The following is a 12,677-nucleotide window of genomic DNA, read 5'->3' as shown; positions in this document are numbered from 1 at the left end:
AAGCACTGGTAAAAAGATACACAAGACTGCCCGCGTCCACTATGTGGTTCCCAACCAACAAACCCGTCCCCGGTTTTGCTGGCCCAGGAACCGAATAACTGAATAACAACACCACACCTGCCTCAACCGGCAGGAGCATGTTGTAACCCACAGATTTCCCACACCACCCCCGGGGTGCGTGACGGGACACAAGGTTACGGCGGTCATAGCGTGGGGGAAACGCCCGGTCCCATTCCGAACCCGGAAGCTAAGACCCACAGCGCCGATGGTACTGCACCCGGGAGGGTGTGGGAGAGTAGGTCACCGCCGGACAACCATTACACGGTCGAGAGCCCCAACCACACGGTCGGGGCTCTCCCGCATTTAAACACCCAACCCCCACCCCCGGTCCGGTACGGTTGAGTTCATGCAGCAGCGAACCATTGTCATCACCGGCGCCAGCGACGGCATCGGTGCGGCAGCCGCACGGAACCTGGCACGGGCAGGAGAGCGGATCGTCGTTGTCGGGCGTTCTGCGGAGAAGACAAAGTCGGTGGCCGCAGACCTGGGTGCTGACTACTTCCTCAGCGACTTTGCCCAACTCGCGCACGTCCGGGACCTGGCCGCGGCTCTAAAGGCAAAGTACGCGCGGATCGATGTCCTGGTCAACAACGCCGGTGGGATCATGGGCCGGCGCGAGCTTACCGTGGACGGCTACGAGAAGACATTCCAGATCAACCACCTGGCCCCGTTCCTGCTCACCACCGAACTCATGGACGTCCTGACGGCAAGCCGCGCCACGGTCATCAACACCGCCAGCGCGGCCAACGGATTCGGAAACCTGGATTTCGCGGACCTTCACGGCCAGCGCACGTACTCGACGAACCGTGCGTACGGCACGTCCAAGCTGGCCAACATCCTGTTCACATCAGAGCTGCAGAACCGCTACGGTGGGGCAGGAATCTCGGCGGCAGCCTTCCACCCGGGCGTGGTGGCCACCAACTTCGCAGCGGAGTCCACGAGCTGGTTCCGCCACGCGTACAAGACGTTCATCAACAGGTTCCTGCTGACCCCGGACCAGGGCGCAGACACACTGGTGTGGCTCGCGACGTCCACGCCGGGCCGGGACTGGGTTCCCGGCGCCTACTACGCCAAGAGGGCACTGGCCCAGGCCAACAGGCAAGCCTACGACGCGAAGCTCGCGCGGGAGCTCTGGGACCGCAGTGAAGAGATGGTCAGGGCCGGGCTGGCCGCGGAGCAAAGGTAGGCCGAACGCCCCCGCTCAGCGCCGTAGCCGCATCCCCTCCAACGCGTCGATGGCATCGGCTGAGCGGAGGAGGGCGATCTCCAGGCCGGTCTCCGGTTCGGGGAACGAGAACAGGTAGCCCTGGAGCGAATCGCACTGCAGGTCCGTCAGGTAGGCCGCCTGCGCTGCGGTCTCGACGCCTTCAGCCGTGACCGTGAGCCCCAGCGAGTGGGCCATGTTGATCATGGAGCTGAGGATCGGGAGTTTCTCGGCGCCTGTACGGATCATGGAGACGAAGGACCGGTCGATCTTCACCGCGTCCACCGGTAGGTCCTGAAGCCGCCCCAGCGAGGAGTACCCGGTGCCGAAGTCATCCAGGGCCACCCGCACGCCGGCGCGGCGGAGGGTTCCCAGCTGCTGAATCACTTGGTCGTCATGGTCAAAGAACACGCTCTCCGTCACCTCCAGGACCAGTTGCCCGGGGTTCATCCCGCAGTTTTCCGCGAGCTGCAGAACGTCGCCGGCGAACCCGCGTTCCCGCAGCTGCACGCCCGAGACGTTCACGGCGAGGGACCGTTCCCGGGAGCCGTCCAGCCAGGAACGCAGCTGGGTGAAGCTCTCCTGCAGCATGTGCATCCCGATGGCTGAAATGAGCCCGCTGCGTTCCGCCGTAGGAATGAAGTGCGACGGCGGAACCCGTTCGCCGCCCCGGTCCCACCGGGCCAGAGCCTCCAACTGGGTGACCTCACCAAGCCGGGGCGAGACTATCGGCTGGTAGTTTACGCTGATCTCGTCGTTGTCGATGGCCAGCCGCAGGCCGGCCTCCATGTCCGTCCGCCGGACCAGCGCCGTCATCATCTCCGGCCGGAACCGCAGGTACTGATTCTTGCCGGCGTCCTTGGCGGCGTACATCGCGACGTCCGCACGGCGCAGCAGCTCCGAGGCCGCGATGTTGCCCTCACCCCTGGAAGCGAGACCCAGGCTGAGACTGGGCCGAAGCATGGCTCCATCGATCAACACCGGCACGTTCAGTGATTCCACGATGCCTTCCGCCACGCTGTCAGCATCCCGGGCCCCGGTCAGGAGGACCACGAACTCGTCACCGCCCAGCCGTGCGACAGTATCTTCCGGACGGACGCAGGCCCGCAGCCGGCGGGCGACCTCAACGAGCATCTGGTCACCGGCGTGATGGCCGAGGATATCGTTGACCTCCTTGAAATCGTCAAGATCCAGGAGGAGGACGTCGACGGCGGCACTGCTCCCACCGCTCAGCGCTTCAGTCAGCTGCTCGTGGAACAGTTTCCTGTTGGCCAGCCCGGTCAGCGGATCCTGGAAAGCCATGGCCTTCAGCTGCGCGGCCTGCTCGGCGAGTTCGGCCATTGCCTGCTTCGCCTGTTCCTGGGCACGCCGCCGCGGCGTCACGTCACGGAAGCTCCAGACCCGGCCCACCACTTTGTCGCCCACCTTCTGGGGCCGTGAGTACCGTTCGAAGGTCCGGCCGTCCAGGAATTCCAGGACATCGTGGCTCTCAGCGGCGGGGTGCGCGTACAGGTCCTGGACTTTCTCCACAAAGGTCTGCGGGTCAGAGAGCTGTCCCAGGACGAAGCCCATCACGGCTTCATCGTCATGGGTGGCAAGCAGCTCGTGGGGAATGTGCCACATGGCAGAAAACTGGTCGTTCATCCCGGCGATCTTGCCGTCGACGCCCACCACGAGGATACCGTCCGCCGTCGACTCCAGCGTGGCGCTGAGCAGCGACATCGCTTCGCGCAGCCCGTCATCGGTCTCTTCCCGGTGGAACGTCGGGCGGAAGCACGCCACCAGGAACGTTCCCTGCTCCGATGCAAGCAGGGAACTGGCCACCTCTCCCTGGAACTCGCTGCCGTCGCTGCGGAGGCCGTACGTCTCAAAAGGTGACGGAGGCGGAGCGTCGGAGCTGACGCGAAGAGAGGCCAAGTGACGCTCAAAGCCCTCGGGGAAACCGCTGGGCAGCACGAACCGGTGGTCCCGGCTGATCAGGTCCTGCGGGGCGTACCCGAAGATGGACGCGGCGGCAGTGTTGGCGAGGCTGATTGAGCCGTCATCGGCTATCACCAGCACGGCGTCCGGCAGCGCATCGAAGACTGACTGGAGGCCGATCCCCGGACCTTCCTGCTGCTCGTGCGGCGAAGGAGCCCCCATTTCAGGCATGCTCCGCGTGAGACCAAATCTTCTTCATGAACATCCCCCCTCCAGAAATCATAGAGTCCCGGCCAAGCCGGACTCTACCCCTGGAGACTCCGAAGGGAGTCCGGGTGGGTTGCTCAGTGGGCGAACTTGGCCTCGACCGGGCCCGTCAGCGGCACCCCGGCGCTCGTTCCCAGGCCGCGGACTGTCCAGCCCGCCGCTTCCCAGCCTGCGGCGTCCAGGACGTTTCGTGCGTCCAGCACCGTCCGGCGTCGTACTAGCTGCCCGGCGACGGCAGGTGACAAAGTGCGGTACTCATCCCATTCGGTGAGCAGCAGAACGAGCTCGGCCCCCTCCAGCGCCCGGGCCGTAGAGGGCTCGAACCGCAGCTGCGGGTAGTGCATCCAGGCTGTGTTGATGGCCTTCGGGTCGGTCACGGTCACGTGCGCGCCGGCCGCGGCGAGCCGGAGGGCGACGTCCAGGGACGGTGAGTCGCGGACGTCGTCCGTGTCCGGTTTGAACGCGGCGCCCAGCACCGTCACCGTGCGGCCGGCGAGATGGCCCTCGCACAGCTCGCGGGCCAGGTCCACTGTCCGGAGCCGCTGACCCGCGTTCACGGAGTCCACCAGCTGCATCCACTCCATCGCCGACTCAACGCCCAGCTTTGAGGCCTGGGCCTTCAGGCTCCGGATGTCCTTTGGCAGGCAGCCGCCGCCGAAACCCAGCCCCGCGTGCAGGTACCGGCTTCCTATCCGGGGATCGAGGCCCATCGCTTCACTGAGCTCGCGGACATCAGCCCCGGACGCGTCGCACAACTCCGACATGGCATTGATGAAGCTGACCTTTGTGGCCAGGTACGCGTTCGACGCAGACTTGATCAGCTCGGCCGTGGCGAAGTTGCAGACCAGCCGCGGAATGCCGGCAGACAGCAGCGGCTCATACACGGCATCCAGCACCGCAGTGACGCCCCGCGGTGCACTGCTTCCCGGTTCAAAGGCGGCGTCCCTGCCGCCCGGCACGCCATACACCAGCCGGTCGGGCACCAGCGTGTCCTTCACCGCGGTACCCTGGCGCAGGAACTCCGGATTCCAGCCGAGGAGGACGTCCCGCCGGCCGGCGAGAATTCCGCCAAGCATGTCAACGGTTCCCACGGGCACCGTTGATTTACCGACGACGGCGGCACCGCGGCTTAAGTGCGGAAGGAGACTTTCGGTGGCCGAGACCAGGTAGCTGAGGTCGGCGCCGTCGGACGTTTTGGATTGCGGTGTGCCCACGCAGAGGAAATGGATTTCGGCGCTGGCGGCGGCGCCGAAATCCGTCGAGAAGGTGAGCCGGCCGGTGGCCTGGCCATCGCGCAGCAGCTCGTCCAGGCCCGGTTCGAAGAAGGGGGCAACGCCGCCGGCCAGGCGCTCCACTTTGGCAGGATCAACGTCGATCCCAACCACCGTGTGGCCCATGGAAGCGAGCGTGGCTGCGTGTACGGCACCGAGGTAGCCGCAGCCGACTACAGAGATTTTCACAGGCCTGCTCCTTCTGAGGTTGAGCGTCCGGCGGACACTGAGGAGGCGGCGATGACCTCCCTGTAGTGACGGACCAGTTCAGCGTTGAGGGCCGGCCATGTCCGGTCCTGGACCGAAGCGTGCGCAGCCGCTGCGAACGCGCGGCGCTTGGCATCGTCGCCCATCAGGTCCATCACGCGGCTCCGCAAATCGGCCAGGTCGCCTGGCCGGTACAGCCATCCGGTCCGAGAGTTTTCCACCAGGTCCAGAGGGCCACCGCGCCCGGTAGCCACCACCGTCACACCGGACGCCATGGCCTCCTGGATGGTCTGGCAGAAGGTTTCGAATTCACCCGGGTGAACAAACAGATCGAACGAAGCCACTGCCCTGGCCAGCTCCTCGCCGCCCAGGAACCCGGTGAAAACCGCGCTCGGAATGGCTTCTTCAAGGGCCGCGCGCTGCGGACCGTCGCCCACGATGACCAGCCGTGTGCCGGGGACATCGGCGAGCACCGCCAGGTCCTCGACCTGCTTTTCCACCGCGAGCCGGCCCACATAGCCGATGATCCGCTCACCGCCGGGTGCCACCGACGCCCGCCACCCGCCGTCGCGCTTTTCCGGTGCAAAACGCGCGGTATCCACACCGCGCCGCCACATGTCCACCCGCGGAATCCCGCGGCCGCGCAGCTGGTTCAGCGCGAAAGTGGAGGGCGCCAGCGTCCGGTCGGCCAGCAGATGAATGTTCTCCACACGGTTCCAGGCCCAGTTCTCGAGGAATGGCACGCCGTAGCGGGCCATGTAGCTGGGAACCTCAGTCTGGTAGATCGCCACGGTCGGGATGCCCAGCTGGGCGGCCGCCTGGGCCGCCCGCCAGCCGAGCACGAACGGCGATGCCAGGTGAACCACGTCGGGAGCGTAATCGGCAAGCATTCTCTTGACCCGATACACGCCACCCACGGCCACCCGGACATTCGCATACCCGGCCAGCGGCACGGAGGGGAGCCGATGCACAATCGCGCCGTGGACAACATCCAGAACATCGGTGTCCGATGTCGACGGCGCGATCACCATCACCTCATCCCCGCGCTCCTGCAGATGTTCGAGCACCCGCAGGATGGAGTGCGTAACCCCGTTCATCAGCGGCAGGAATGATTCAGCGACTATTGCGATCCTCACCCCTCCACCGTGATCGGGGCGTCTGACGTTGCGGCGGAGTGGGCGTGACGCTGAGGCAAAGGTTGGGTTAACAGGAGGACGCCGGTGCCGACAGGCCTATCCGGCGGCGTCGGACCGGAGGATGTCCGGCAGTTCATCAACAAAGACCGTTTGGGGCGGTTCAAAGTAGATGACAAGCACCTTGTCACCGACCGGGAAGACGCTGGTCTTGTCGAACGGGTAGGCATGGAAGGCGCTGGTCCCGCCGCGGAACGGCAGCATCACCTCACCGACCGTTCCCGGGCCTATCCGCCCCGTGACCCTGCCGATCTTGCCTGTCAGGCTGTGGTCGACGTTCCTATGCACTGGGCGGCTTCGGGGATCGTTTTGACGGCTCGTGGCCGTCCTTCAGCGCGGTGGAAAGGCGCGGAAGGAACGTGCCGGCCTGGGAGAGGATGCCGCCGATCATGCCGTTGAGGCCGTCGCCGCCGTTCAGCACCGTCATCTGGCCCACGTGGCCGAACGGCTCCGCCGCAGCCGACACAATGGCCGGCATGTTTTCCGCCAACTGCTGGGCGATGACGGCATCCTGGTTGGTCTCGAGTGCGTCGCCCCGCGCCTTGATGCCTTCCGCTTCCGCCAGGGCCTTCGCCTTGATCGCGGACGCGGCGGCATCACCCCGGGCCCTCGTGGCAGCGGCCTCCGCCTCACCTGTCACACGCGTGGCTCCCGCCATGGCCGCCGCCGCCGAAGCGCTGGCCTGGGCCTCGACTTCAACGCGCCGGGCATTGGCCTGCGCTTCGAGTTCCGTCCGTTTTGCCCGGGCCTCGGCGGCGCTGATGTCCGCGGACTTCTGGGCCTCGGCTTCGGTCCGCTGCGCATACGCCTTGGCGTCGGCCGGTTTGCGGATGAGCGTCTGGAGCTTCTGTTCCTCGCGGTCCGCCTCCAGCTTGGCCACTTCGGTTTCCTGCACCACCACCTGCTGCCGCGCCGTTGCTTCCGCCAGCGGCCCCGCCTGGGCCGCGTTGGCTTTGGCCCGCTCGGCGTTGGCCTGCGCAACGGACTGTTTGATGGCCGAGACGCTTTGGGCGTCGGCAATCTGCGCCGCCGCCTCGGCCTCCTTCTCGGCCGCTTCCCGGTTCCTGGTTGCCTCGGCGATGCGGGCTTCCATCTTGACCTGCGCAATGTGCGGTTTGGCGATGTTCTGGATGTATCCCGTGGGATCCTGCAGGTCTTTGATCTGCAGTGAATCGACGACGAGTCCGAGCTTTTCCATTTCCACACCGCTCGCGCCGCGGACCTGGGAAGCCAGCTTGTCGCGCTCGCGGATGATCTCTTCAACCGTCATGCTGCCGATGATGGAGCGGAGATGTCCCTCAAAGACGTTGTAGACCTGGCTTTCCATCTTGGGCTGCTGGCCGAGGAACCGCCGGGCGGCATTGGCGATGAAGGCCGGCGCATCGCCGATCTTGTAGATGACCACGCCATCCACGATGACCTGGATGCCCTGGGAGGTGACACACGAGACTTTGAGTTCGGTTTCATTCAGGGTCAGGGACAGCGCCCTGACCGTTTGCAGCCCAGGGACCACGAGCGCGCCCCGCCCGGTGACGATCTTGAAGTCCATTCCGTCCGTGTTCTCGAGGGTTCCTCGCGTCAGGCCTGAAATGATCAGGGCCTCGTTGGGCTCAGCAACCTTCCACATCAGCTTTATGGCCACCCAAATCACAGCGATTCCGGCGAGGACCCCGACGATGATGGCGATAGTGGGGAGGAAAGCTGACAGGGCTTCCATGGATGTGTCCTTTCACGTCATTGAAAAAGGCGAAGTACAGTACCGACACACCGGACGCGCCGAAACTTTCAGCTGTGATAGACAGTCTTGCCGGGCGCACGCGGGAAAGTCCAGCAATTTGATGATCAGGATCCGGGGGGCGGGCCGGTGCTCCGCCGGCCCGCCCCGACGCGGCCGCCCTCTAGTGCTGTTCCAGCATCAGTGCTGTTCCAGAATCCGGCGGGCATCCCGCTGGGCTTCCAGCTCTTCCGGCGATAGCGTTTGTCCCGCCAGATAGCCTGCCCCGGCAATGAGCTGCCTGAGCTCTGCCACCGTCCGCGGCGTGCTCACATCCAGATGCGCCATCGCGTGGCAATTCGGGCAGAGCGGCACAAGGTCCGTCACCGGATCGAGCTCATAATCATTGCCGATCTGACCGGCAGGCACCAGATGGTGGACCTGGATGAACCCCGAGCCGGTCTCCCCATAAGCGGACTCGAAGGAGAAGCCGCAGGCGGCGCAGCTGGTGCCGTGGTGGGCCACGCAGATCCTCTGAGCCTCAACGCTGCTTTCGAAGCGGTTGGCCTGCACCCGGCTGACCGCTTGCTCCGGATAGCTCCCCGGCACGAGGTGGACGGGGTCCGGCGCCTGGGCCGGTCCCAACTCCCGCCACACGGCCCGGACTCCCGACTCCAGCACCGGGTCAAGGGCAAGCGCCGGCTGCGCCAGGTCCTCCCACGGAATCTCCGGCACAGCGTCGGCAAGGACTCCTGGCAGGATCTGGTCGCCGGACCGAAGGAGGGCATCGAACGCCACCGTGATGCGCCGGGAGCCAATGCGCCGCTCGCCGGCCGCCGGCAGCGCGGCCCCCGGGGCCTCACCCGAGACCACCAGACCGTGGCCCAAAAGTCCGCGGCGGCGGCCCTGCAGCCACAGCCAGGCCTCATCACCGGCGTGCACGTCTACCGGGCCGTCCACGGCCCAGCCGGTCAGGACCTGGCCTGTCTCCCGCACACGTTCGACGGCGGCGGCGTGGTTCCAGCCCTCGCTGTGGTCAGGATCCCACGCCAGGATGATGGCTGTCATACGCATATTCTTGCAGTGATTCGGCTGCGCCGGGCCTGTTGCCAGGTGCCCGTGAACGGAAGGGGAGAGGCCGTGGCAGGGCAGCGCACAAAAGCCGTCAAACGCACCGGGACGCGAAGCGGCCGCCTCACCGAAAAGGGGAGGCGGCCGCCGTCGTGCTGTGGGTCCTTAGGTGTTCCGGACGTGGTCCTTGGCGTCCGCGGCGCTGGCCTTGACGTCGGAGACGGCCGTCTGGCCTTCTCCCTTAACGTGCTCGGCGGCGTCGGCGGCCGTGGCTTTCACGTTTTCCATGGCTTCCTGGGCCGGTTCCTTCAGCCCCTGCGCCATATCCTTTGCAGCTTCGGTGAGCTGCGTGGTGACCGGTTCGGCTGCGGTCTTCAGGGCCTCAGCTGCTTCGCGCTCCTTCTGGCTCGGTGGAATCAGGGAGGAGACCAGGAGGCCCGCGCCGAAGGCGATCAGACCGGCGGCAAGTGGGTTGCCTTGCGTCTTCACTGCTGCCTTGTGCGGGGCGTCGGCCACGGCGCTGCCGGCGTCCTGGAGTGTGGAACTGACGGTCGAGCCGGCGTCGCCCATCGCGGAACCGGCACTGCTCGAAGCCCTGTGGGCGTGCTCCGACGTGTGTTCCGCTGCTCCCATGACTTTCTCCTTCACTCCGAAGACGGCCTCTTTGACCTTGTCGGTCTGCCTGTGGACGATGTTGGACGGGGTGACCTTGTCTGCAACCGCATCAACGTTGGTGCCGAGGCGTGCGCGGGTTGCTTCGATGTCGGCGCGGATGGCGTCCGGGTTTTCACTCATCGTTTGTCTCCATTGGGTTTCAGTGTCGGAGGGATTTCCTGGATGGTCTCGGCGGTCTGGGGCATGCCCTTGATGGCTTTGAGTTCCTTGCGGCCAACCGAGGCCAGGATGGCGGCGATGATGCCCCAAATCACGGCAACGACGACGGCGGACCAGCCCAGGCCTATCAGCTCGCCCAGGGCGTACCAGAGGGCGATCGACAGGAACAGGAGCACGAAGTGGCCGGCTACCCCGGCGCCGGCAAGCATGCCGCCGCCCTTGCCGGCCCTCGTGGCCGACTGTTTCGCTTCTGCCTTGGCCAGTTCCACTTCCTGACGCATCAGGGTGGAGAGGTCCCGGGTAACATCACCCAGGAGATCCCCAAGGGAATTGGCGTCCGCTTTGGCGTGCGCGGTGGTGGGAGGTGTCTCCGGTATCTGGCTGCTCACAGGTGACGTCCTTCACCTTCAGCAAAGGGGTCATCCGCGTCACGCTGCGGAACCCCTGCAGTGGAACTTCCCGGAAGGGTCTGGGCAGAGCCGGGAGCGGCCATGCCTGGACGGGCGGGCTCGCCGATTCCAGGCTCACCGTAGGCAGGTTCACCGGCAACCGGTTCACTGTAGGCCGGTGTGCCGTACTCCTGCTGTCCGTAGCCGGGCCGTGCCGTGGCGGTTTCGTCGAAGAGTGGCGCGCCGACACCCGCGCCCAACGCGCCTTCGGTGACCGGGGGCTGCACGGGCTGGGGCGGAACCGCCGTGCCGGCTGCTGTTGTGCTGGCCGGGGCTCCCGCCTGGAGGCTTCTGCCCAGGCGTCCGGCGAGCATGCCGGCTCCGGCGGCGAGCAGCAGGAAGGTGCCGGGACGCTGGCGTGCGAAGGACTTTACTTCGTTCAGCAGTGATCCCGGATCCCTGTTGTCGAGCCAGGAGGCGACGGATTCGGAGCGTTCCGCAGCCTGGCGGATGAGGTCGGAGGCAACGCCCTGCTGGTCCGGGGCATCAGCCATGGAACGCAGCTGGGAGGAGATGGTGCGGATGCCTTCGGCGGCCTTCTGCTGCTGGGCCCCTGCCTGGCTGGTGAGATCCGACTTTGCCTGGTACAGAAGGTCCTTGGCGTTGGTTTTTGCTTCGGCAGCCACATTCGCCGCCTCAGCCTTGGCCGTGCCCGCCACATTCTGGGCTGCGCCGGCGGCCTGTCCTGCGACGTTCGAGGCTTCTTCCTTGGCGGTATCGGTCTTCGTGGCCGACGCCGGGCTCCCGGAGGAAATGCCCGAGCCGTAAGCCGGTGAGTTCTGTGTAGCCGAGGGAACTGTCAGGCTCCCGTCCTGCGGCCATTGGTTCTCTGTCATCTTCGCTCTCTCTTTCCGAAAGGGTCAGCTGCTGTTTCAGGAACCAGCGTTGCTGGCATGCAATGGTAAGCACGTTTACTAAAAAATAGTAAGCACCCTTCGCTTTTTTGTCATCATCTCCCGCATGCCTGCCGGTGGTGCCGGTTATTCGAGGGCTCCGCGCTGGCGGTTTGGCGCCCATCCGCGCCGGAGCCGTCGAAAGAAAATGCAAAGCACGCTTGCCAGTCTGATAGTAAGCATGCTTAGGGTATACGTGTGAGGTTGACTGGCGTAACGGGCAGCCGTCCCGGCCCGATGCTGCGAGTCCGCCGGAGTTACCCCCAAAGCAACGAAAGTGCACCAGTAGTCAGGATCCAAGGAGGCAGCATGCTCACAAAGGAACATATCGCCGATCTGCTCAACAAGGACGGCTGCATCTTCTCCGCGGACGGAGACAAGGTCGGCTCGATCGGCCAGATCTACGCTGATGACGACACAGGCCAGCCCACCTGGGTGACGGCACGCACTGGCCCCTTCGGCACGTCCAAGTCCTATGTCCCGCTTGCAGGCGCACGTCTTGAGGGCAGCGACATCGTCGTCCCGTACACCAGGAACCAGGTTATGGAGGCGCCCAGCGTGGATGCGGACGGGCACCTGGAGCCATCCGACGAAGACCGGCTCTACAAGCATTACCGGCTTAGTGGCGGGGTGCCCGCCGCCGGCGTCGCAACGGGACGCACAGGCACAGAGCGCGACGCCGGATTTGCCGCCGGACGCGGCGGCACCTACAACGTTGCCGACGCATCAGACACGGTCGGGCGCGAGGCATCCGGCACCGCAGCGGAGGACGTAATCGAGGCCCACAGGCTTGCCGGCAACGGACGGCGCTGACGCGGCAGGCATTGGGCACAGGTGCTACCCCTGGCCCCGAAGGGCAGTTACCTGCCGACGTGTGGCCTCGGGAAAGCTCATATGTGAATGGGGAGGGCGGAACTGATGGTCCCGAACGCTGATGCGGAGCAATGGGGTCCACACCAGTTGCTGTCGATGGCTGCCCGGCTTATCCAGCGCCGGCAGGACCAGGCCCTGGCTGAGCTCGGTCTCACCCATGCCGCAGTCATTGCCCTTCAAGGCCTCACCGCAGGACCCCTGAACCAGGAACAGTTGGCCGAAGATATCCATGTCCGCAGCCAGTCCCTGGGCAGGGTGCTGGCCCGTCTTGAGGAGGCTGGCTTGGTCTCCCGCAAGTCCAGCCCCTCGGACCGGAGAAGCAACGAGGTGGCTATCACCGAGGCGGGGCTGAATGCCTTGGCTGCGGCCCGTCAGGTGGAGAAGGAAACCCTGCCGCAGGACATCGTGGAGGGGACCGCCTTGAGCCGTGAGCTCGCGCGGGTGATCAGCCATTTTCCCCGCTCACCTCGGCTGGGTGCCCGGCAGGGAAAGACGCCTTCGGAGAGCGACGATGGCCCGGATGAAGATACCGCGGGAGAGACCGGCTCCGGGCGAATCGACTCCACGGTGCCTCTGGACGCCTCGGAACAGGATCCAGGAGAGGCCGGCAAAGGCCCGTCAGGGGACAAAGCCCCGGAAAGCTGAGGGACTCTCAACGGAAGCAGGAAAAGGGAATGTGACGGTGTTTCCCGCGCTGCCCCTGGCAGTGCGGGAGACACCG

General features: G+C 65.6%; 12 protein-coding genes and 1 rRNA gene. 4 read left to right on the top strand and 9 right to left on the bottom strand.

The annotated features are described in order from the left end of the window. Positions 1-195 precede the first annotated feature (195 nt). Together rrf and ACIP90_RS07840 are read left to right on the top strand one after the other, a co-directional pair. A 5S ribosomal RNA gene (rrf, locus tag ACIP90_RS07845) occupies positions 196-312 on the top strand. Positions 313-406: 94 nt separating this feature from the next. Further along, on the top strand, positions 407-1,246 hold the full coding sequence (locus ACIP90_RS07840; protein ID WP_400578290.1) for an SDR family NAD(P)-dependent oxidoreductase: 840 nt from the start codon (positions 407-409) through the stop codon (positions 1,244-1,246). 15 nt (positions 1,247-1,261) lie between these two features. Here the strand turns inward: ACIP90_RS07840 and ACIP90_RS07835 are convergent, their stop codons facing one another. From ACIP90_RS07835 to ACIP90_RS07795, 9 genes are all read right to left on the bottom strand, one after another. After that, entirely contained in the window at positions 1,262-3,406 is a 2,145-nt protein-coding gene (locus tag ACIP90_RS07835; protein ID WP_400578288.1) for a putative bifunctional diguanylate cyclase/phosphodiesterase, read from the bottom strand. Between the two features lie 122 nt (positions 3,407-3,528). Next, positions 3,529-4,911, bottom strand: a complete 1,383-nt coding sequence (locus tag ACIP90_RS07830) for a UDP-glucose dehydrogenase family protein (protein WP_400578285.1) — start codon at positions 4,909-4,911, stop codon at positions 3,529-3,531. Continuing rightward, positions 4,908-6,065 (bottom strand): glycosyltransferase family 4 protein, encoded by a 1,158-nt coding sequence (locus ACIP90_RS07825; RefSeq protein ID WP_400578283.1) that lies wholly within the window; start codon positions 6,063-6,065, stop codon positions 4,908-4,910. The genes ACIP90_RS07830 and ACIP90_RS07825 overlap by 4 nt, the downstream gene beginning before the upstream one ends. Before the next feature lie 96 nt (positions 6,066-6,161). Further along, positions 6,162-6,410 (bottom strand): hypothetical protein, encoded by a 249-nt coding sequence (locus ACIP90_RS07820; protein WP_400578282.1) that lies wholly within the window; start codon positions 6,408-6,410, stop codon positions 6,162-6,164. Beyond that, positions 6,403-7,839 (bottom strand): flotillin family protein, encoded by a 1,437-nt coding sequence (locus tag ACIP90_RS07815; RefSeq protein WP_400578280.1) that lies wholly within the window; start codon positions 7,837-7,839, stop codon positions 6,403-6,405. Before ACIP90_RS07815 ends, ACIP90_RS07820 begins: the two co-directional genes overlap by 8 nt. 198 nt (positions 7,840-8,037) lie before the next feature. Beyond that, complete coding sequence (locus ACIP90_RS07810) at positions 8,038-8,904, bottom strand: HNH endonuclease (protein WP_400578278.1); 867 nt, start codon at positions 8,902-8,904, stop codon at positions 8,038-8,040. A 168-nt stretch (positions 8,905-9,072) separates the two neighbouring features. Further along, positions 9,073-9,702: a DUF3618 domain-containing protein gene (locus ACIP90_RS07805; RefSeq protein ID WP_400578277.1), complete on the bottom strand. Its 630-nt coding sequence runs from the start codon at positions 9,700-9,702 to the stop codon at positions 9,073-9,075. Next, on the bottom strand, positions 9,699-10,130 hold the full coding sequence (locus ACIP90_RS07800; RefSeq protein ID WP_400578275.1) for a phage holin family protein: 432 nt from the start codon (positions 10,128-10,130) through the stop codon (positions 9,699-9,701). The genes ACIP90_RS07805 and ACIP90_RS07800 overlap by 4 nt, the downstream gene beginning before the upstream one ends. Further along, positions 10,127-11,026, bottom strand: a complete 900-nt coding sequence (locus ACIP90_RS07795; protein ID WP_400578273.1) for a hypothetical protein — start codon at positions 11,024-11,026, stop codon at positions 10,127-10,129. Before ACIP90_RS07795 ends, ACIP90_RS07800 begins: the two co-directional genes overlap by 4 nt. A 366-nt stretch (positions 11,027-11,392) precedes the next feature. On the opposite strand from ACIP90_RS07795, the gene ACIP90_RS07790 reads away from it, so the two are divergent. Next, complete coding sequence (locus ACIP90_RS07790; protein ID WP_400578271.1) at positions 11,393-11,896, top strand: PRC-barrel domain-containing protein; 504 nt, start codon at positions 11,393-11,395, stop codon at positions 11,894-11,896. A 105-nt stretch (positions 11,897-12,001) separates the two neighbouring features. Further along, the gene (locus ACIP90_RS07785) at positions 12,002-12,601 is read left to right on the top strand and encodes a MarR family winged helix-turn-helix transcriptional regulator (RefSeq protein WP_400578269.1); all 600 of its coding nucleotides are present in this window, start codon (positions 12,002-12,004) and stop codon (positions 12,599-12,601) included. The last annotated feature ends 76 nt before the right edge of the window (positions 12,602-12,677 follow it).

Origin of the sequence: Arthrobacter sp. NPDC093139, assembly GCF_044754165.1 — a bacterium.
In the GTDB taxonomy this organism is placed as follows: Bacteria; Actinomycetota; Actinomycetes; order Actinomycetales; family Micrococcaceae; genus Arthrobacter.
The sequence above is the reverse complement of the archived record's forward strand: the minus strand, read 5'-3'. Positions and strand labels throughout refer to the sequence as shown.